Origin of the sequence: Neobacillus sp. PS3-34 (assembly GCF_030915465.1) — a bacterium.
Taxonomy (GTDB): domain Bacteria; phylum Bacillota; class Bacilli; order Bacillales; family Cytobacillaceae; genus Neobacillus_A.
Genome location: NZ_CP133267.1, coordinates 1351634 through 1372013 on the forward strand (window position 1 = coordinate 1351634; position 20380 = coordinate 1372013).

24 protein-coding genes and 2 pseudogenes are annotated in these 20380 nt (G+C 40.0%); 10 read left to right on the top strand and 16 right to left on the bottom strand.

Features of this window, described 5'->3' with window-relative positions:
* Positions 1-43 precede the first annotated feature (43 nt).
* The 4 genes from RCG23_RS06870 to RCG23_RS06885 all read left to right on the top strand — a co-directional run bounded on the left by RCG23_RS06870 (position 44) and on the right by RCG23_RS06885 (position 2517).
* Complete coding sequence (locus tag RCG23_RS06870; protein WP_308179113.1) at positions 44-223, top strand: hypothetical protein; 180 nt, start codon at positions 44-46, stop codon at positions 221-223.
* A 159-nt stretch (positions 224-382) separates the two neighbouring features.
* Complete coding sequence (locus tag RCG23_RS06875) at positions 383-1042, top strand: hypothetical protein (protein ID WP_308179114.1); 660 nt, start codon at positions 383-385, stop codon at positions 1040-1042.
* Entirely contained in the window at positions 1027-1290 is a 264-nt protein-coding gene (locus RCG23_RS06880; RefSeq protein ID WP_308179115.1) for a PucR family transcriptional regulator, read from the top strand. The genes RCG23_RS06875 and RCG23_RS06880 overlap by 16 nt, the downstream gene beginning before the upstream one ends.
* A 114-nt stretch (positions 1291-1404) precedes the next feature.
* A complete protein-coding gene (locus RCG23_RS06885) occupies positions 1405-2517 on the top strand; it encodes an ABC transporter ATP-binding protein (protein ID WP_308179116.1) in 1113 nt (370 codons plus the stop codon).
* Positions 2518-2556: 39 nt separating this feature from the next.
* Here RCG23_RS06885 and RCG23_RS06890 read toward each other — a convergent pair whose 3' ends face one another.
* Positions 2557-2799: a hypothetical protein gene (locus RCG23_RS06890; protein ID WP_308179117.1), complete on the bottom strand. Its 243-nt coding sequence runs from the start codon at positions 2797-2799 to the stop codon at positions 2557-2559.
* A 280-nt stretch (positions 2800-3079) separates the two neighbouring features.
* Here RCG23_RS06890 and RCG23_RS06895 point away from each other — a divergent pair, with 280 nt between their 5' ends.
* Positions 3080-3289 (top strand): alpha/beta-type small acid-soluble spore protein, encoded by a 210-nt coding sequence (locus RCG23_RS06895; RefSeq protein WP_308179118.1) that lies wholly within the window; start codon positions 3080-3082, stop codon positions 3287-3289.
* 132 nt (positions 3290-3421) lie between these two features.
* Here the strand turns inward: RCG23_RS06895 and fumC are convergent, their stop codons facing one another.
* Positions 3422-4801 carry a class II fumarate hydratase gene (fumC, locus tag RCG23_RS06900; protein WP_308179119.1) on the bottom strand — a complete coding sequence of 460 codons (1380 nt, stop codon included), beginning with the start codon at positions 4799-4801 and terminating at the stop codon, positions 3422-3424.
* 340 nt (positions 4802-5141) lie between these two features.
* Here fumC and RCG23_RS06905 point away from each other — a divergent pair, with 340 nt between their 5' ends.
* Entirely contained in the window at positions 5142-5504 is a 363-nt protein-coding gene (locus tag RCG23_RS06905; RefSeq protein WP_308179120.1) for an NAD(P)-dependent oxidoreductase, read from the top strand.
* Positions 5505-5557: 53 nt separating this feature from the next.
* Positions 5558-5761, top strand: a complete 204-nt coding sequence (locus tag RCG23_RS06910) for an NAD(P)H-binding protein (RefSeq protein WP_308179121.1) — start codon at positions 5558-5560, stop codon at positions 5759-5761.
* 153 nt (positions 5762-5914) lie between these two features.
* Here RCG23_RS06910 and RCG23_RS06915 read toward each other — a convergent pair.
* From RCG23_RS06915 to iadA, 7 genes and pseudogenes are all read right to left on the bottom strand, one after another.
* Positions 5915-7923, bottom strand: a pseudogene (locus tag RCG23_RS06915) (ABC transporter ATP-binding protein).
* Entirely contained in the window at positions 7920-9677 is a 1758-nt protein-coding gene (locus RCG23_RS06920) for an ABC transporter ATP-binding protein (RefSeq protein WP_308179122.1), read from the bottom strand. Before RCG23_RS06920 ends, RCG23_RS06915 begins: the two are co-directional and overlap by 4 nt.
* A gap of 464 nt (positions 9678-10141) precedes the next feature.
* Entirely contained in the window at positions 10142-10456 is a 315-nt protein-coding gene (locus RCG23_RS06925) for a YbjQ family protein (RefSeq protein ID WP_308179123.1), read from the bottom strand.
* 18 nt (positions 10457-10474) lie between these two features.
* Positions 10475-10672, bottom strand: a complete 198-nt coding sequence (locus RCG23_RS06930) for a sigma-Y antisigma factor component (protein ID WP_374049812.1) — start codon at positions 10670-10672, stop codon at positions 10475-10477.
* Positions 10669-11016 (bottom strand): YxlC family protein, encoded by a 348-nt coding sequence (locus tag RCG23_RS06935; protein ID WP_308179124.1) that lies wholly within the window; start codon positions 11014-11016, stop codon positions 10669-10671. Before RCG23_RS06935 ends, RCG23_RS06930 begins: the two co-directional genes overlap by 4 nt.
* Positions 10946-11527, bottom strand: a complete 582-nt coding sequence (sigY, locus tag RCG23_RS06940; protein WP_308179125.1) for an RNA polymerase sigma factor SigY — start codon at positions 11525-11527, stop codon at positions 10946-10948. The genes RCG23_RS06935 and sigY overlap by 71 nt, the downstream gene beginning before the upstream one ends.
* Positions 11528-11662: 135 nt before the next feature.
* Positions 11663-12838, bottom strand: a complete 1176-nt coding sequence (gene iadA, locus RCG23_RS06945) for a beta-aspartyl-peptidase (RefSeq protein ID WP_308179126.1) — start codon at positions 12836-12838, stop codon at positions 11663-11665.
* 206 nt (positions 12839-13044) lie between these two features.
* On the opposite strand from iadA, the gene RCG23_RS06950 reads away from it, so the two are divergent.
* The gene (locus RCG23_RS06950; protein WP_308179127.1) at positions 13045-13371 is read left to right on the top strand and encodes an HPr family phosphocarrier protein; all 327 of its coding nucleotides are present in this window, start codon (positions 13045-13047) and stop codon (positions 13369-13371) included.
* Between the two features lie 213 nt (positions 13372-13584).
* On the opposite strand, the gene RCG23_RS06955 is transcribed toward RCG23_RS06950, so the two are convergent.
* From RCG23_RS06955 to RCG23_RS06965, 3 genes are read right to left on the bottom strand one after another with little or no spacing between them, the layout of a single operon-like run.
* Positions 13585-13806, bottom strand: coding sequence for a hypothetical protein (locus RCG23_RS06955; RefSeq protein WP_308179128.1), 222 nt, complete (start codon positions 13804-13806; stop codon positions 13585-13587).
* Positions 13803-14225 carry a penicillin-binding transpeptidase domain-containing protein gene (locus tag RCG23_RS06960; RefSeq protein ID WP_308179129.1) on the bottom strand — a complete coding sequence of 141 codons (423 nt, stop codon included), beginning with the start codon at positions 14223-14225 and terminating at the stop codon, positions 13803-13805. Before RCG23_RS06960 ends, RCG23_RS06955 begins: the two co-directional genes overlap by 4 nt.
* Positions 14222-15646 (bottom strand): transglycosylase domain-containing protein, encoded by a 1425-nt coding sequence (locus RCG23_RS06965; RefSeq protein ID WP_308179130.1) that lies wholly within the window; start codon positions 15644-15646, stop codon positions 14222-14224. Before RCG23_RS06965 ends, RCG23_RS06960 begins: the two co-directional genes overlap by 4 nt.
* A gap of 355 nt (positions 15647-16001) precedes the next feature.
* Between RCG23_RS06965 and RCG23_RS06970 the strand changes: the two genes are divergently transcribed.
* Both RCG23_RS06970 and RCG23_RS06975 read left to right on the top strand, forming a co-directional pair.
* Complete coding sequence (locus RCG23_RS06970; RefSeq protein WP_308179131.1) at positions 16002-16520, top strand: universal stress protein; 519 nt, start codon at positions 16002-16004, stop codon at positions 16518-16520.
* 96 nt (positions 16521-16616) lie between these two features.
* Complete coding sequence (locus tag RCG23_RS06975) at positions 16617-17186, top strand: TetR/AcrR family transcriptional regulator (protein ID WP_308179132.1); 570 nt, start codon at positions 16617-16619, stop codon at positions 17184-17186.
* A gap of 44 nt (positions 17187-17230) precedes the next feature.
* Here the strand turns inward: RCG23_RS06975 and RCG23_RS06980 are convergent, their stop codons facing one another.
* The 4 genes and pseudogenes from RCG23_RS06980 to RCG23_RS06995 form a co-directional block, all read right to left on the bottom strand.
* Positions 17231-17692: a helix-turn-helix transcriptional regulator gene (locus RCG23_RS06980; protein ID WP_308179133.1), complete on the bottom strand. Its 462-nt coding sequence runs from the start codon at positions 17690-17692 to the stop codon at positions 17231-17233.
* Positions 17693-17798: 106 nt separating this feature from the next.
* The gene (locus RCG23_RS06985; RefSeq protein WP_308179134.1) at positions 17799-17957 is read right to left on the bottom strand and encodes a FeoB-associated Cys-rich membrane protein; all 159 of its coding nucleotides are present in this window, start codon (positions 17955-17957) and stop codon (positions 17799-17801) included.
* A gap of 19 nt (positions 17958-17976) precedes the next feature.
* Positions 17977-19979 (bottom strand): annotated as a pseudogene (gene feoB / locus RCG23_RS06990) (ferrous iron transport protein B).
* Complete coding sequence (locus RCG23_RS06995) at positions 19980-20204, bottom strand: FeoA family protein (RefSeq protein WP_308179135.1); 225 nt, start codon at positions 20202-20204, stop codon at positions 19980-19982.
* Positions 20205-20380: the final 176 nt, after the last annotated feature.

Sequence of the window (20380 nt, forward strand, 5' to 3'; positions counted from 1 at the left end):
ACTAAACGATGCATCCTATAAAAACTTTTAAAGGAGTTTTGATATGGAAGAACGCGGGAATAAGGATTCATTATTTGAAGGCCGGGATAAAGCTTATGTAGATATTGACAGGATGATTAATGAAGGATTATCAGGCGGGACCGTGCATTCGCGCTACAATACCACTAATATTGAAGAAGCCCACGAACTCTCGCAGGAAAATCCTCCTGCAAAAACAGAATAGGAATGGAATGAAGGGGCTGGCCTGCATTTGTCATATTTGACTAAGAGAGGCCAGCCCCTTCATCTGTTTATATTTCGTTAAAAGCTATGCAATTATTTTTATTCGGTCCTGGCCACTGATATAATAAAACCAATTAATTGCCTAAATGAGGAGTCTTAAATGTTTAAAAAGTTATTAACATTATATCCAAATGCCGCCCTCTTTTCAGAGCTGCCAAATCTTTCAGCCCATGAATTTTATATCTTTTATGATGTACTTCAAAGAGAATGGCTTGGGATCCCAAGGAATGAACTTAGTGATAAAGAACTGGCAATACTTAAAACCCTATATGAATTAAAAGAAGAACTGCCAGGCTACGGACTGCCTTTTTCTTCCCAAAGCTGGTACAATTTTTTGTTTTTCAATGGGGAAATCCCTCAACACCCTCACGGGAATCCGCTTCGCTTCATTCAGTTTCACATAGGAGGAAAGCCGGTTGACCAGGAAGAGCTTGAATCAGCCATTAAGGGCTTTTGTTCCGATAAGTCGATCATCTTATGGGAAGATGCAAATAACGGGTTAATTATTGAAAATAAAGACCAGCTTTCACTTCCTGAAAAAGAGTTTGAGTCGATGTCTGAAACGCTCGAGAGCGATTTTTATATAAAAATCTGTTTCTATGTCGGCAAATTTCATGAGTTTGAAATTGATATCCGTGAGAAATTCCTACACGAAAGAGAATATTTTAGGTTGGCGAAAATACTCACGGTAAAATACGCATTTTTACATATGAACGTGTTTTCCCAGCTTTTTTGGCGTTCCATTTGCCTGATCAAATAAGACGAGGACTGCTGGAAACCATTTTTGATGTCCTTAAGGAAGACCACGAAATGTTTTTGACCATTATGGTTTTCCTTGAGAATAATTTAAATGCAAGCCTGACCGCTAAAAAGCTTTACATTCACCGCAACACTCTTCAGTACAGAATAGACAAATTTACAGAAAGAACAGGAATTCAATTAAAAGATTTTCATGGTGCATTTACCGTGTTCCTTGCCTGCCAGCTTTTTGCCATTTCAGAATCCTAAACAGAGTGCCTAATAAAAGCCCTTACATTTTGTGCACAATGTCCATTTTGTTATCCGCTTACACTCTATACAATAAAAATTAAGCAAGATACATTGAGTGGGAGGCTTTTTAAAATGGCTGAATTAAAATTAGACAATATTTATAAAATTTATGATAACAAAGTAACCGCAGTAGATGATTTCAACCTTCATATTCAAGATAAAGAATTTATCGTGTTTGTAGGGCCATCAGGCTGTGGTAAATCTACAACCCTTCGTATGATTGCAGGACTTGAAGAAATCTCAAAGGGAGATTTTTATATCGATGGCAAGCGTGTGAATGACGTAGCACCGAAAGACCGTGACATCGCGATGGTATTCCAAAACTATGCCCTATACCCTCATATGAGTGTTTACGATAATATGGCTTTTGGATTAAAGCTTCGTAAATTTGCAAAAACAGAAATCGACCGACGCGTTAAGGAAGCAGCAAAAATTCTTGGCCTTGAACCATACCTGGACCGTAAACCAAAAGCATTGTCCGGCGGTCAGCGCCAGCGTGTTGCACTTGGCCGCGCTATTGTCCGTGATGCTAAAGTATTCTTAATGGACGAGCCGCTTTCCAACCTGGATGCCAAGCTTCGTGTCCAAATGCGTGCCGAGATTGCAAAATTACACAGACGCCTTCAAACAACAACAATCTATGTAACACACGACCAGACTGAAGCGATGACAATGGCTTCACGCCTTGTTGTTATGAAAGATGGAATCATCCAGCAGGTTGGAGCTCCTAAGGAAGTTTATGAAAAGCCAGAAAATGTTTTCGTTGGCGGCTTTATCGGATCACCTGCTATGAACTTCTTCAACGGAACTCTTGAAGATGGCAAATTTATTATTGGTAATGCAACCATTGATGTTCCTGAAGGGAAAATGAAGTACCTTCGTGAGCAAGGTTATACCGGCAAATCCATTATTTTAGGTGTACGCCCTGAAGATATTCATGATGAGCCAATCTTCATTGATGCTTCAGCAGGATCAAAAATCCTGGCAAACATTGATGTTTCAGAATTAACTGGTGCAGAAACAATGATTTATTCAAGCATCGGCGGCCAGGATTTCGTAGCACGTGTGGATTCACGCACAGACATTAAACCTGGGGATAAATTGGAGCTTGCCTTCGATATGAACAAAGCCCACTTCTTTGATGCTGAATCAGAAATGCGCATCCGTCCAGTCAACGAAAAATAATTGATGGAATAGTAGAAGACCCTGTCGTATTCGGCAGGGTCATTCTTTTATGAAAATCACTTCGTCCTTTTGACATGTTGGACATTGATAAAAATGGGGGCATTTGTGATCGGAATAAGTATCAGGATACCCATCCTCCAATTTCATCTGGTCAATTGGCATATATGCACTATAATTATCGTAAAAATCCATTACCCTGCCATAGTCCTTCATATTGTTTCCGCAACCTCCGCACGAAACCTGAATTTCCTTTAGTCCATTACATACAGGGCAAACTGTCATGTACAATACCCCCTTTGTTTAGCTCAGCAAGTTTAGTTTATGCTCCATATAGTTCTCTATGTAAAAGAGTGCTTGACTGTTTTTCAGGAATTAATTACCTGCTGAATGTTATGAATAAGTCCCAGATGATTAAACATACTAGAATTAACAAAGCAGCAACTCCACTTCAATCGATGGGTTAAACCAGGCTTAGGTCGCAGGATATCTTGCCTGCCGGTTCGATTCCGGCTAACCCAACCATTTTTCAAAAACTAAAATGAAACTGAGGAGATGAATCAACATGGCAAACCAATCAAGCAGAGGCAATTCCTCAAATCAATTATTAGTTCCAGGAGTAGCGCAAGCACTCGACTCAATGAAGTATGAAATCGCTTCAGAATTCGGTGTACAATTAGGTGCAGACACAACAGCACGTGCTAACGGATCTGTCGGTGGAGAAATCACAAAGCGCCTAGTTCAAATGGCTGAACAACAGCTTGGCGGACGTTAATTCTAAGAATATTGAATAAGAATAACTGAATATTATGGCTTAGCCCCCTTTCACTTGCTGGAAGGGGGCTTTCAAATATAATGTGATACTAAGGTTTTTGTAAAATATGCCCGCAGCCTTCTTATCAGTAAACTAAATCATATTCTCGGGCTTTACCCATTGATCAAATTTTTCAACAGTTAAAAAACCCGTTTTAAGTGCTGCCTCTTTTAATGTTGTATTTTCTTCAAAAGCGAGCTTGGCAATTTTAGCCGCTTTTTCATAACCGATATGCGTATTTAAAGCTGTGACCAGCATAAGAGAACGGTTGACGTGGCTTTCAATCACTTCTTCATTTGCTTCTATACCTACGGCGCATTTTTCGTTAAAAGATTCCATTCCATCGGACAGGAGCTGAATGGATTGGATTAAATTATAGATAATGACCGGTTTGAAAACATTAAGTTCAAAGTTCCCCTGGCTCGCAGCGAATCCGATAGTTGCGTCATTGCCAAAAATCTGGCATGCAATCATTGTAAGTGCTTCGCTCTGTGTTGGATTGACTTTTCCCGGCATTATTGAACTTCCCGGCTCATTAGATGGAATTTTCAATTCGCCAATTCCGCTGCGCGGACCACTGGACAGCCAGCGTACATCATTAGCTATTTTCATCAAATCAGCTGCAAGGGCTTTTAACGCCCCATGGACAAATACAATTTCATTATGGCTTGTCAGGGCCTGAAATTTGTTTTCAGATGAACGGAATGGATGTCCTGTCAGCTCAGCGATGACTGCAGCAGCTTCACTTCCAAATACGGGGCTTGCATTGATTCCTGTACCGACTGCCGTTCCCCCGATAGCCAGGTCTAGGAGACTGCAGCTTGCATCTGCGATCATTTTTTCGTTTTTCTCCAGCATTGCCCTCCATCCGCTGATTTCCTGCCCAAGAGTAAGCGGGGTTGCATCCTGTAAATGAGTCCGCCCAATCTTAATTACTTTATCGAACGCTTTTTCTTTAATCGCAAAGGTTTGCTTTAACTGGTTCAGTGAAGGGATCAATGAACCTGCCAGAAGCTGAAATGCGGCAATATGCATCGCTGATGGAAAGGTATCATTTGAACTTTGAGACATATTGACATCGTCATTCGGATGGATTCTTTCTGAACTGCCCTGTTCCTTAAGCATTTCATTCGACCTGTTGGCAATGACTTCATTCACATTCATGTTTGTCTGGGTTCCGCTTCCTGTCTGCCATACAGCCAGAGGAAAATGCCCATCATATTTCCCATTAATGATATCAGTACACACTTTGGTTATTGTATTCATTTTCGTCTCACTCATACGTCCGGATTTATTGTTTACAATAGCCGCGGCTTTTTTTATATAAGCCAGTCCATATACCACTTCTATAGGCATTTTTTCATTGCCGATCTTAAAATTTTCTTTACTTCGCTGAGTCTGTGCTCCCCAAAACTTTTCAGCAGGCACCTGGACCTCGCCTAATGTATCTTTTTCAATCCTGTAATCAGCCACGAAATATACCTCCTAACATTTATTAAATCTACATGTCTGTCATTGGTCTTTGCTTATCTCCACTTCTTTCTTTTCCCTATTACCTTTTAATATATGTAAAAAAAGGGATATTTCCATAAAAAAAACTGCAGACACTATGCCTGCAGTTTAATGTTTCGCGATCATATTTCCGATATAATAAACAAGAATCATAATGCTTCCGATAACAAGCGTCACGGAAAATTCGGACATCACAACCACCCCATATATAATAAATAGAAACACTTTTTAACGTATCATATACATTAAAACAGCAAGCAATAATATTGTCTCAATACAGTGACAAGGAAGTGAATTTTTCGTGAACATCTGCCTTTTAGGAGCCACAGGAAGAGTTGGCTCCATCATAACTGAAAATGCAATTGCAAGGGACCATTCGGTGCAGGCACTTGTCAGGGATCCAGCCACGCTTCATGTTAAAAATAAAAATCTTTCAGTAATAGAAGGCAGTGCTCTGATTTTATCAGATTTAATGAAGTCGATGAAAAATGCTGACGCTGTGGTCAGTGCTTTAAATACTGGAGGAAATAACACCCTTTCAAGCTCCATGCCGCTTATTATCCGGACAATGAAGGACCTTGGCATCAAAAGGATCATCACGATTGGGACAGCAGGGATTCTACACGCTGCTCCCAGCCGCATCTTTATCGCTTTCAGTCCTTAGAGTCAAAAAGAAAAAGCACGCGTGACGCCGAAGACCATTTAAAAGCGTATTTGATGTTAAATGAGTCCGGTCTTGATTGGACGATTGTTTGTCCGACCTATCTGCCTGAAGGTGAAAGAATAGGCAAATTCAGATTTGATAAGGATTTCCTTCCTGCTAATCCGTCCTCAATCTCTATCTATGACACAGCGGACTTTGCGTTTGAACAGCTTTTCTCTAATGAATTTATTGGCTTTAGAGTAGGGCTGACATATTAAAACAAAAGGAGAGCATCCAATAGGGATGGCTCTCCTTTTTAGCTAATAGGAAAGTATAAACTTTACTAGTTTATACTTTCCTATCTCGCATAAGTGCAACTCCCCCTCTGTCTTCGCCCTTAAAGGCTCGCCAATTGGCGAGTTTTCTTTATGTTACCCCGCTTTATGCTGGAGCTGATACATCTGAAAGTATCTGCCCTTCAGCTCCATTAGTTCATCGTGGCTTCCTTTTTCTACGATTTTCCCGCGGTCAAGAACAAGAATTTGGTCGGCATTTCGGATTGTCGAAAGGCGATGAGCTATGATAAACGTCGTCCGTCCCTTCTTTAAAACATCCATGGCATTTTGGATAATTACTTCTGTCTCTGTATCAATATTTGATGTCGCTTCATCAAGAATCAATATTGCCGGATCAAAAGCAAGTGCCCTTGCAAATGAAATTAATTGTCTCTGTCCGCTGGAGAGAGTACTCCCTTTTTCTATGACAGGCTCATCGAAGCCATTTTCAAGATTTTTGAATACTTTTTCAGCACCAACATCCGCAAGTGCTTTCTCCACCCTCTCCCGTGTTACTGAGGGATCATTCAAGCTAACATTGGATGCAATGGTGCCTGTAAACAAGTAGGGATCTTGCAATACAATGCCCATATGTTTACGAATGGTTTGGCGCGGTAAGTTTTTTATGTCTTTTCCGTCGATTACAATACTTCCTTTATTGCTGTCATAGAATCGGAAAAGCAGATTCATAATTGAGCTTTTTCCAGATCCCGTATGGCCGACCAGCGCGATTGTTTCTCCATGCTTCGCCTCAAAATCAATGTTTTTCAGTACAAATTCATGCTCTTTATATCCAAATGAGACATTTTTAAAGACAACATTGCCTTTGTACCTTGGAATTTGTTCTTCACTGACCTCTTCACCGTCTTCATTCAACAGCATGAAAACCCTTTCGCCCGCAACAATTGCCTGTTCGAGGTTAGCCAGCTGATTCACTATTCCCTGGACAGGCTGGAAGAGCCTATTGATATAATCGATAAAAGCATACAGCATCCCAAGTGAGATTACTGTTCCAGGAAGCAGCGAAAGCGATCCAAAGTACCAGATAAAAGCTACAAATACAAGATTCCGCAAAACGTTCACTAAATTATGGGACGTCAATGAATTTAAATTCAGAAGTTTATTTTGGTACGTAAAGTGCTCATTATTCAGCTTTTCGAATTCCTGGTGCGTTTCCCTTTCCCGGCGGAAGGCCTGGATAATGCTCATTCCCTGAATTGATTCATTGATCATCGCATTAATATCACTCACCCGCGAACGAATGACATGATTGAACTTGGAGGCGTATTTCCGGTATATGACCGTCCAACCATAAAGAATAGGAAGCAGCAAAAGGCAAATAGCTGCAAGCTTAACATTCAATATGAAAAGAGCAATATAGATTCCGGCTATATAGATTGCACTGGTGAAAAAAGTGGCTAGCACCGTTACATATAACTCACGAATGGCTTCCGTATCATTCGTAATCCTCGCAACAACCTTTCCAGCTGGTAGATTATCAAAATATTTAATTGGAAGCCTTTGGATATGCGCAAATACATCTTCACGCATTTTTTGGATAATGCGATTTGCTGATGTTTGTAACAGGAGCCTCTGGCGATATTGAAAAAGGCCGAAATGACAAGCAAGCCAAAGTATAGCGCCAGAAGCTGGATGATTTTCGGTATTTCAGGCTGGGAAAATTTCAGAACCTCACTGCCTGTAAGCGTGCTTGCCGGGTAGACAGTCTTCTTACTGCCATTTTTAACAGTTAACGCTCCATCCTTAAAGCTCCTCTTTCCATCAAACTTCAGATCTTTATTGACAATTACAAAGTCACTTCCCGCCTGAAGGACACGGATTTTTTTGCCTTTAGCCTCATTCTTCGAAAAATACTTTTCGCGTTTATAATAATGACCGTCATATTTAACCGACAATTCACTCTTGCCTTTGCTTGTTTCATACCAGACTGACTCTACGCCGAGGATATGCTGGTCAATGACCTTCTTGGCTATAAATGGTCCAGCCAAGTCAGCAGCAGCTGAAATGGTGAGCATGATTAACGCGGCAATAATTATTTTTTTATATAATAATCCATATCTTAATAACCTCTTGCCTGTCTTCATGCGGTCACCCCCTCTTCTTCTCTGTCTTCAATTTGCTGGCGCATGAATTGCTCTTTATACCAGCCATTTTGTTCGATTAAATCCTCATGTGTGCCTTCTTCAATAATTCTTCCATCATCTATCACAATGATATGATCGGCATGCTGTACGGCTGACATCCGATGTGTCGTAATAAGGGTTGTTTTATCTTTTCTAACTCTCCGTATATTGTCGATGATTTTTTTCTCCGTTTTCGCATCAACCGCCGATAAGGAATCGTCTAACATCAGGATTTCCGGGTTTTTAATTAAGGCCCTTGCAATCGAAATTCTTTGCTTTTGTCCGCCAGATAAAGCAACACCTTTTTCTCCAACAAGAGTCTCTAATCCTTCTGGAAGCAGTTCAAGATCCTTTCGGAAAGCAGATAAATCTATTGCCTGCTGGAGTTCTTCTTCCGTGGCATCCGGGCGGCCGAAAAGAATATTTTCTTTTACACTTTTAGAAAAAAGGACATGGTCCTGCGGCACATATCCGATCCAGCCGCGTACTTGGTCAAGGCTCTGGTCAGGAATTGGCACATCCGAAATCGATATTTTCCCTTCCCCCAACGGATATTCTCTCAGCAGCTGTTTAATAAAAGTTGTTTTTCCGCTCCCCGTTTTTCCAACTATCCCTAGGGTCTGGCCCTGCTGCAAGCGAATATTAACTTCTTGCAGATTGTCAGTTTTGGATGAGGGATAACGGAAGCTAACAGCGGCAAATTCAATACTGTCAGCATTTTGAACTGTAATCGGATTTTGAGGATTTGTAACATCCTCTGTATAGCTGATCGTCTCCTGAACCCTGTCAAGGGACGCATTTCCTCTTTGCATTACATTAATTAATTCCCCAATCGCAAACATTGGCCAAATTAGCATGCCTAGATAAACATTAAAGGAAACCAAATCTCCTAATGTGATGGACTGGTGGAAAACAAGATATGCACCATACCCCAATCCAATTAAATAACTGAGCCCCACTAATACCTTAATCGTCGGTTCAAACAAAGAATCTATTTTAGCGACTTTTATATTTTTTTTAAAAACGTCCTCGGTCAGCTCATGGAATCTTTGCTCATCAGCTCTTTCCTGAACATATGCACGGATAACCCTTACACCTGCCACTGATTCCAAAACACAATCGTTCAATTCTCCGAAAGCATCTTGCGCCTCAGTAAAGCGGGCATGGATTTTCTTGCCGTAAATTTTTATCAGTACTGCCATGAATGGCAACGGAATAATGGCAGCGATGGTTAGTTCCCAGCTGATGAAAATTCCCATTGTTAACAACAAAGTCAGCATCCATACGGTAGAATCCACAAGGGTAAGGACACCAAACCCTGCTGTAACCGAGATGGCCTTTAAATCGTTTGTAGCCCGTGCCATTAAATCTCCAGTCCGATTTTTCTCGTAAAAGGTTGGAGTCATTCTTAATAAATGGCCCATAAAGTTAGAGCGAAGCTTCCGTTCTACTAAAAAAGCACCGCCAAATAGTCTATACATCCACATGTAGGTGATTCCATAGGACGAAACCAGGATTGTAAGCAGAATTCCCAAATATCTGAAGAGATTGGCAGCAGTCATTGAGCCAACATGGATATCATCTATTGCTGCCCCAACCAATTTCGGAGGTATTACCTCCAAAATCCCTACGAATATTAATAGTGATATTGCAATAACATATCTCTTCCAATTTTCTTTAAAAAACCAGCTTAACTTTTTCAAAACAGAAAACATTTTATCATCTCCTTCAGTGATGTCATTTCACTATCCGCCATCGAGCTCTCCAGTATGATGGGCTAAATGCACTTCTTTCAATTTGTACATGTCAGTTTCCTCCTTTAATTTATAATAGCAACGGAATAAATCCGGAACTAAAAAGAAAAAGGCATACCGCTGCCATTGCGATATGCCTTAGGATAAAAACTAAAAAAGAGACAAAAAGGCACAGATGGCGTAAAAAACCGAACGCAATCTGTGCCTTTATCAACAAAGATAATTTTAAAGGAATTTAGAAATTAGAAGCTTCCATAGGACAGGTTACATTCAATGTATATTCAGTTATTATGACAGCCACATTTATCATCATCATTTCGTAACCCTCCTCTTCCTATATTTTCTTCCTTTGTTAGATTAACACCAGTTTATTTGAAAGTCAATTCCCATTTTTCAGAAAAAATCATACTGGCATTCGATTACGTCTATTCAACATATACCGCTGTCCCGTATGCAATAATTTCTGACGCGCCTTGCATCACGGAGCTTGTTGCCAGCCTCATGGAAACGATGGCATTGGCTCCAAGGCATTGCGCCTCCTCTTCCATTCTTCTTATCGCCTTTTGTCTTGCTTCATTTAACATTTCGGTGTATTCCTTAATTTCTCCGCCAATTATCGTTTTTAATCCAGCCATGATATCGCTGCCGATATGTTTTGATTGCACGGTGCTTCCTTTAACCAGCCCTTTGCATTCTTTAATTGCTTTCCCAGGGACAGTTTCAGTGGTCACAATTATCATTTTGCCCCACACCCCATTTTAATCTTTTTTCCTAAAAATTTTCCTTACGAAAATCAAATATAAAAGTACGGGCATCGGAGCCTGAATAAGTCCAATAATTCCCCAAAGCCAGTAATTTTGGCTGCGTTTTCTCGCATCCAGGAATAGATAAGTACTCTGAGCCAATAAAACTGCAGCAACCATAATGATTACAGCCGGAGTCAATTCTTTGTTCAAGCGCCATTCACCTTCTTAGTAAGCCGTAAACTCGTATAAGAAGCGATAAAAACAATACCGATGATTTGTAAAAGGATGAAGATGATTGGCATATTGAAAAGAGAAATCACAATTCCGCTTAATATAAATAGAGCAATGATGAAAAAGACAGTTAGATCTTTGATTAGTTTTTTCCGATGCAGTTGTTTTTGTTCTATTATCATTTGTTCAAACCATTGAATATCGGGAGTATAAACAGGAAATTGATCAATACTCTCCAGCCCCTGGTTAATTTCACTGATTGCCTGAGAATCTTCCCTGTTTAATTGCTCGTTTTCCAGTAGAACTACCTTCTGTTTCTTCACCAATTTTCATCTCCCTTCTGACTGAAAGTATGCCATTATGGACCCTTGATTTAACCGTACCTGGTGAAATTTTCAGCATTTCTCCGATTTCCTCATAAGGATAACCGTAGTAGTGCTTTAAAATAATTGGAATTCTTACCTCCTCCGGCAATTTGCCTAGCGCTGCCAGGGCATCATTCCATTCTTCATTCCTGCTTTCAAAATGCCATTTCAGCTTCCGATAAGCCTCTTCCTGAAACTGCCAATCCTTCTCCCTTTTTTTCTTCCGGCATTGATCAATGTAAGTATTAGTAGCTATTGAAATTAACCATGTGGAAAACTTGGATTGCCCATTATAAAGCTGCAGCTTCTGGATACATTTCGCCATCGTTTCCTGTGCTAATTCCTCTGCTGTGTCGGGATTCATGGTGATTTTTAGTAAATACTTCACCAAGAATGGATAGTTTTCCTTAAACAGGATGGCAAAAGCAAGGTGGTCGCCCTGTTTAGCGCTTTTGATTATGTCTTCCATTCAGCCTAATCCTCTCTTTCCCCATCATCCCAGTGCTTCTTCTCTCTAATTATGAGACGCACAATTCTAGATTTCGTTCATATTTTTTTATATGTTTTTTTATGCTGAAAAAAGACCCTTTAAGGGCCTTTAATGTTATTGCTCAAATGTTCCTTTTACTATTGCCCTTCCACTTTCGACCATCAATTGTCCTCTCGCAAAAACTGTATCGATTGTGTAGTCATCCGGGTTAAGAAAAACAAGATCAGCATCTTTCCCCTCTGTAATCATGCCCTTCTGACTTAGCTTTAAAATCGTCGCCGGATTCTGTGTGATGACCCTTAGTGCGATTTCCAGAGGTATGCCCTCCTGTGTGACAGCATCCCTTACCTCCTGGAACAGAGTCGAAACTCTGCCAATCTTAAGACCTAGCAATTCACCAAATTCATCAAAATCCGGGAGGCTTGCCTGTCCATCCGAAGTAAAAGTAATTTGCGATATATCAATTTGGTTATCCAGCATTCTTCTTAAACCGACGCTGCATTTCACTTCGCCTTCTTCAAAAAACTTGGGTATTGAACTGGTTGTTAAGTCAACATAACCGCCTTTTTTGGCGAACCTTATTCCCTCTTCGAAAAGGTGCGGGTTCCGGTTAATATGCGTAGGGTAGAATTGCCTGATCGGAATATCCGTTTTTTCGATGACTTCCTCAATTACTTTTAAATGGTCGTAGCTGTCGCCAACATGGACGTTTACGACTCCGGCCTTTCCTGACAGTAGTCCTCCAATTCGGGCTGCAGATGCTATCTTTGCCATTTCCTCGGCCGTCGGTTGTGATGAACGGTGGTCGGCAATCGCCACCTCACCAACACCAATAATTTTATCGACAAGTATGATATCATCTTCAATTTTTCCTGTTAACGTTTTTAAAGGGACTTGATAGGAACCAGTCTGAACAAAACACGTAATTCCTTCCTCTTCAAGCCCGCGCGATTTTGCGATTAAACTGGACATTGTCCGGGTAGTCCCATCCGTACCAATTACTCCAATTAGCGTTGTTACACCTGACAATGTCGCATCTGTCAGCTGAATTTCAGGGGTTCTTGTCTTGAAACTTCCCTCACCGCCGCCTCCAATAATATGTACATGGGAGTCTATAAAACCAGGTACAATAAATTTCCCCTCTGCATCTATTACCTTTACATTCACAAAGTTTTCTGGCCTGGCAATACGGTCTGCTATATATCCGATTTTTTCATCAACAATTAAAAGATCCTTTTTCCCCAGATAATGAGGAGCATATATTTCGCCATTTTGAATTAACGTTAACAAGTTTTATCTTCCTTTCCAGATTAATTTGGAAAAACTCTTGTTCCTTCCACTATAAACCCCGATATCCATATTAGCAATTCAGAACGGAAGGATTAGGTAACTTGATAGGTCTATTGGCATGTTTTCTCCCCTTCCGGTTTAGCCTTTCTCCTCAAGGGTAAATAGCTAATAACACAAAACTAGTCTAAAAGACAAAGGAGAAAAGAATGATGAAAGAAATTATCTCAACAAATGTCATCGTTCGAAACAAGTTTAATATGAAAAAAATGCTTGAAATCTTTCAAGCTTCCAAACAATTTAATGGGTCAACATTTTTATACTGCAACCATAAAGCAGTTGATGCATCCAACCTGCCGAAACTTGTTTCGTTCTTATTAACAGTTAAACCGCAAACTACTTTAAAAATCATCGTTGAAGGCCAGGAAGTCCAGAAACAGCTTGAATCAATCAGCAATATGTGCAGCAACCATGTTTCTGTTGTCAAGATTACTCAAAAGCGTTTTCTTAATACTTCCGAAACCTTTCAATTGTAGTATGGAGAGGTGAAAATATGATACGTACAATCTTAATGATCGTTGGAGCGATAGTAGTTATTGGAGCATTGGTTAACTGGCTCTCATAAGCGATAATAAGAAAACAGGCCAGTTCCCAAAAAGGAGCCAGCCTGTTTTTTGCGTTGAAGGAAAATGAGCTTTAACATAGCCAAACAGAAAAGAAGTGCAGCTGTCTGCACTCCTTCCTTCCTATTAATGGCCATGCTTTCCATGTCCTTTGCCATGGCCCTTCTCTTTCCATTTCTTTTCCCCTTTTTGTTTTTCGTGATTGATTTTCTTTTCCCATTCTTTTGCTGCATTGTTGAATTGCTGGTCGAGGCTATCCTGCTGTTTTTGTAGCTCTTCCTGCCTCTTTTGCTCAATTATGTTACCAATGTGCTGGACGTTAAAGCTCTCAGGTGGTGTATTTTTCAATGCCTCTTCCATAAACTTGCGGAAAATGAGGCCGCCCCTTCACTGCTTGTTGTGGTTAGATAATGATTTTTATCCGTTTTATCATATCCTACCCAGACTGCACCGACCAGCCCTGGAGTGTATCCAACGAACCATTGGTCCTTGACACCGTTTATTCCTTCGATTGGAACCTGGGTCGAGCCAGTTTTTCCTGCAATTTCATAGCCAGGAACCTGTGCGCCTTTTCCTGTTCCATTCTCTACAACACCCAAAAGCAGGGAATTCATTTTATCGGTTACAGATTTGCTTGTGACTTTGAATTTCTTTTCCTTCCATTCGGCCACGACTTTCCCATCGGCACTGACAATTTTTTTAATGACATGGGCGTTCACCCTGCTGCCCTCATTTGGGAAAACAGAGAATGCTTCCCCCATCATCATTGGAGATACTCCTTTTTCAGCAGGCCTCCAAGGGCGACGGATAAACTTCGGTCTCCCTTTTCAAGAGGTATCCCAAAACGTTTAATCGAATCCAGCCCCTTTTGGATGCCAATTTCATTCAAAAGCCAAACAGCCGGAAGGTTTTTTGAATCCTTTACTGCGTCATACATTGGTACTTCCCCTGCATATTGATGATTGTAATTGCTTGGTTCATATGACCCGAATTTCATCGGCTCATCCTTTAGCATATCCGTAATGTTCCAGCCCTGTTCAAGAGCCGGGGCATACACAGCAATGGGTTTTAAGGAAGATCCCGGCTGTGCCCTTAACTGTGATGCCCGGTTATAGCCTCTGAAAACATGCTCCCCGCGACCGCCCACAAGAGCCCTCACCCCACCTGTATGAGGATCGATTAGTACAGCGCCACTTTGGACAAGCTGGTCGCTTCCTTGTGGGAAAAGAGAATCATTTTGATAGGTTGATTCTACAGCTGTCTGCATGTTAGGATCAAGTTCAGTATAAATTTGGTAACCACCAGTCAAGACCTCATCCTGAGATAACCCATATTTCTTAATTGCTTCCTCCAGGACCTGATCAACATAATAAGGATATTTGCCCCTGAATGGATCACCTTCTTTATCGTGTAAAACAACCTTCTCTGACTTAGCCTGCTCATATTGTTTCTCAGAGATAAATTTTTGCATTTTCATCTCTTTAAGAACGAGATCTCGCCTTTTTACAGCTTTCTTCATATGATCATAAGGATCAAGAGCCGATGGTGCCTTAATCAAGCCCGCCAGAAGAGCCGATTCACTAACTGACAAGTCTTTGACATCTTTCCCAAAGTATTTAAGTGCAGCATTTTTTAATCCCCATGCTCCCTCTCCAAAATATATTTGGTTAAAATACATTTGGAGGATGTCATCTTTTGTGTATTCTTTTTCAATTTCTCTTGCTAGAAAAATTTCATCGAATTTTCGTTTATATGTTTTTTTTGAAGTCAATAAAGCATTTTTGGTAAGCTGCTGGGTAATCGTACTGCCGCCTTCCACTACTGAGCCTGCCTTTAAATTCCGAAAAAATGCCCGCATAATGCCAATATAGTCTACACCGTTATGTTCATAAAATCGGTGATCCTCAATCGCAACAACTGCATGCTTCATTGATTTAGGAACCTGCTTAATTGAAACACCTTCATTTTTATTGCCAGAGATTTTGCTGGCAACCTTCCCATTCACATCATAAAAAATAGACGGCTGGGAAAGTTCCGTTTTTAATGCTGAAATATCGGCATCCTTTGAAAAGAAATAGAACATGCCAAGTAAACCAAGGATCAATATTGAAAAAGAAAGGACCATTACCTGGTTCATATGCCATTTTTTCCAGTTTTCTTTTAATCCGCTAAAAAATAATTTGCTCATAGAGCCTCCCTGTTACATAGAAACTATTTGTCTTTTAATCTTTTAAAATGACTTTGACATTTACGTTTACCCATCTTCTAAATAACTTACTCTCTTGGGCTATTAAATTTTCGCCTTAGCAATAGTAAATAAAAAAGAAAAAGCCCTGAAAAGGAAGCAATAGCTTGTTCCTTTAATTCAAAGGCTTATCAGTTTGACGGCCAATTAATTAAATCACTATAAATAATTCGGCTACAAAATTTATTTTACGGGGGTCAAATTGAACAATTTTTTATTTTAGTGTAAATAGGAAGAAAAATGGGAAAAGAATCATAATCGGAGCACTCCGAAATTCATCAAGAAGGGATGATCGAATTTGGACAATTTATTTAGACGAATAATCCTGGCCTATGATGGAAGTGAAGGAGGGAAAAAAGCTCTACAGCTTACTTTAGGGATTGTTGCGCAAAATACTGGTATGGAGTTGACTGTCGTTAATGTTTATGATGAAAAAATCGGCAGCAAACAGATGGATTCTATCCATGTTGAACCACCAGCATTGAATGGATACCTCCTTGAAGGAATTCAATTGCCCCCTCTCCCTATAAAGCAGGGATTCAACGAAAAAACAACACATACAATCATTAAAAATAGTGTTGATCAGATTCTTTTTGAAGCGAAGCAGGCTTTGGAAAATAGCCCCTTCATCTCAGTTGATTATATTATTTTGGAAGGAAGCCCTGCGGATGCAATTTGCGAACTTGCTGAAAAATTTGAAGCAGATCTCATTGTTGCGGGTAGTTCTGGAACAGGAGGCTTGAGGCGGATGTTTCTTGGAAGCGTAACAGGAAATATTATAAAAAATGCCCCCTGCCATGTTCTCGTGGCAAAATAACTTCAAGCATTACGCTACTTGTCCAACTTGTCTTTTCTTTAAGGGAGATTTTTTTTATAATAACTGTTAAAGAGACGCTGAGGAGAGTAAAGGATAATGGCCAGACAGAGAAAAACCGACTCTGCCGAACTGATGAAAGCTGCAGAAATTCTTTTACTGGAAAAAGGATATAAAGGCTTTCATTTTAAAGCACTGTCAGAGGGTCTAGATGTAGCCCGAAGCACTATATACGAATATTACAGCAACAAAGATGAATTAATAACCGATTATATGATTCATCTAATGGAAGCCATTATGGAAAAGATTAGTCAGTTACAGCAAGACACTGATACGATTAATAAATTAAAAAAACTTCTGGCTCTATTTCTGGAGTATTCTTATCTTCATTCGGTGATGTCCATTCGGCCCCTGATTGAACAAAGTTCTTCAGAAATGGTAGAGAGCAACTTATTAAAATTGGATTTGTATCATAAGGAAATGTTTGAATTGATAATCATCATTATTGAGGAAGCCCGACTTGCCGGTTTTTTAAGGAAGGATCTTCCTTCCACAGTGGCGGCAGGAATTTTCTTTCATGCTATTACGATTCCTAATGTTGAAGGTTTTCCTGCTGATAAATGGTCCTCTATACTATTTGATATCATCCTTAACGGACTGAAAAGTTAATGGATAAATAAATCAAGACAGGGATAAGCCTGTCTTGATTTTAATTATGATTTTTTTTCCTTTGTTAGCTCTTTTAATCGCAATTTAGAATACTTTTCATCAAAACTGCTGAAAACTCTGCAATCCTTGTCATCCAGAATGCGGAAGTGCTTGCTTAAAATGTTCTGCTGCAGGATGAAACCACTTTTTCTTGAAATTTCCCTCCACCAGACACGTCCTCCAAGGGTTTTTTGTTTTTTTAAATCGATCCCCTCCCTGGCTACCGTTTCCAGTACCTCCAGTGGTTCATTTCCAAATAAGATTATCACGTTGTCCGACTCTCTAAACAAAGCGCATACAGAAACGACCGTAGACCAGCCAGCCATTACCCTTCCCTTTTCGATCTGGACAAGAGTTTTTTTTGACACACCAATAATTTCAGCCATTTTATCCTGGGTATAGCCTGCTTCTGTCCGGATTAAACGCAGCTTCTCTGAAACCTTCATAATGATTTCATCCCTGGTCAATAAAAACCCTTCCTTCGATGCAAAATGCATATAGTGAAATTTTACACAAGTTTATCCATTTTTAAAAGAAAAAACTGCTATCACATGTGATAGCAGCTATAGCGAGTTATTTCTCTGTAAAGGAACTGGTACCACACTGGCTGGAACAGTTTTTTGCCAGAGAACATGCCGCGCATTTGCCTTTTTTTGATTTATTAATAAACCTTACAAGAGCCCAGCTGGCGTAACTAAAGATGGCGCCCCCGATTATAATGTTCGCTACCATTTGCTCCACCTCTTTCCTGTTATGCTAAACCAAGCAGTTTTCCGCCCTGATAAACGATGATTGATAATAAATAAGCAATCCCCAATGCGTACACGATTGAAAATACCGTCCATTTCTTTGAGGCTGTTTCTTTATAAATGGTCGCTACGGTTGCCAGGCAAGGGATATATAAGAGAATAAAAACCATGAAACTATATGCCGCAAGCGGAGTATAATAATCGGTTAACAATCCCTGAAGGTTTGCTCCTTTTGGAACAAAATATATAATATTCATTGTAGAAATGATGGCCTCTTTTGCCAGGAATCCTGTTATTAATGATGCTCCTGCCTGCCATGTTCCAAAGCCAAGCGGCTGTAACAGCGGGGCAAGTATGCCTCCGATAGCTGCAAGGAAGCTATCGTCCATATTAACATTCAGTCCACTTGGCCCGAATAGGACAACAGCCAGATAAAGACTGACCCGCCAAAAATGAAAGTACCTGCCTTTTTGACAAAGCCTTTCCCCTTATCCCATGTACTTCTCCTCAATGCCTGGAACTGGGGCAGACGGTATGGAGGAAGTTCAATGACAAAGAGTGATGTTTCTGATTTAACCAAAGTGATGGAGAAAAGCTTGGCTAGTCCGAGAGCAACCACAATCCCCAATACATATAAACTAAGAACAACGAGCGCTTTTTGCCCTTCAAAAAATGCTCCTACAAATAAAGCATAGACTGGCAGCCTTGCTGAACAAGACATTAACGGAGTCAGCAAAATTGTTAAAAGCCTTTCCCGCGGCGTTTCAATTGTTCTCGCTGCCATGATTCCAGGCACATTACAGCCAAAACCTATCATCATGGGAATGAATGCTTTACCGTTTAGCCCGACTGCCTCCATGATTCTGTCCATAACAAGGGCGACACGGGCCATATATCCTGAATCCTCCAATAGTGAAATGAAGAAAAACAGAATAAAAATCTGTGGAACAAAAACAAGCACCCCGCCGACACCTGCTACCAATCCCTGAGTGATAAGGTCATGTATGAAGGCGGACGCCCCTGCAAGAGCTAATAATTTCTCGACCCCACTGGTACCAGGGCCGGTAAGGAGCGCATCAAGCCCATTTGCTAATGGAGTTCCCAGCCAGTCAAATGTCAGCTTAAACATTAAATACATTAGTAAAAGAAAAATAGGCATTCCGATAATCCGGTTAGTAACAATACTATCAATTTTTTCAGAAAGTGGGATAACAGCGTCTTTTTTTCGGACAGATTCTGCCAGTATTTGCTCTATAACCGACTTTCTTTTTAAATAGATAAAGCGGGAAAGAGACTTTGATCCTTCATTTATTCGTACATTTTGCTCAGCTTCTTTAAAGATTTCTTCCATTCTTTGTGTGCTTACGATATTTTGCAGGTATGCTTCAACATACTTATTTCCTTCAAACCATTGAAGTCCAAGCCACCTTGCTGAATGGTTTGTTTTCCCTTCAATTTCCTTGGAGAGAGACTGAATCGCATCCTCTACATCTTTTCCATAATAGACGAGATTCTTTGGGATTGTAACAGTTCCATCATTTGAAATTACATTTACAAGCTGGTCACAGCCTTTTCCACTTCTTGCTACAACAGGTACAACCGGGATACCAATTAAAACTGACAATTTTTCTGCATCAATTTGAATGCCCCTGCTGCTGGCAACATCAACCATATTTAATCCAATCAGAGCAGGCTTTCCGAACTCTAGCAATTGAATCGTTAAATGCAGATTACGCTCCAATTGTGACGCATCCAATATATTCAGCAAACGGTCTACCGTCTCATTTAGAAAAAATGAAGTAACTACACCTTCATCCTTAGATAATGGATTTAACGTATATACTCCTGGAAGATCAATAAGTCTGCCGACATTATTTTTAAACAGACCTATCTTTTTCTCAACGGTTACACCGCTCCAGTTACCCACATATTCGTAGGAGCCAGTTAAATTATTAAACAATGAAGTTTTCCCGGTATTGGGGTTTCCAATCAGAGCAACTTCCATTTATAATCTCTCCACTTCAATACAATCTGCTTCTTTGCGGCGAATTCCAACACACTGTCCGCAAGATTCAATCATTATAGGACCACCAAATGGCATAATGCACTTCACACATACTTCTGATCCTTCGGTAATGCCAAAATCAAGCAAACGCCTTTGGACTAGGTGACCAACATGAGAGATATCAATAATCTTTCCTTTATCTCCTGCCTTTAGCTGTCCAACCATGCCTATCACCCTTTGTTTTTTAATTGAGAATGATTATCTTTCTTTGTTATTTTAACATTAAAACTTCAGAATTGTAAAAGCAATATAATGAAAAATCATTTAAAAAATAAGGATATCACTGAAAAGTTTATAAGTTTGCCATATTTATATACTAATAATTCAATTTTAAGATATTC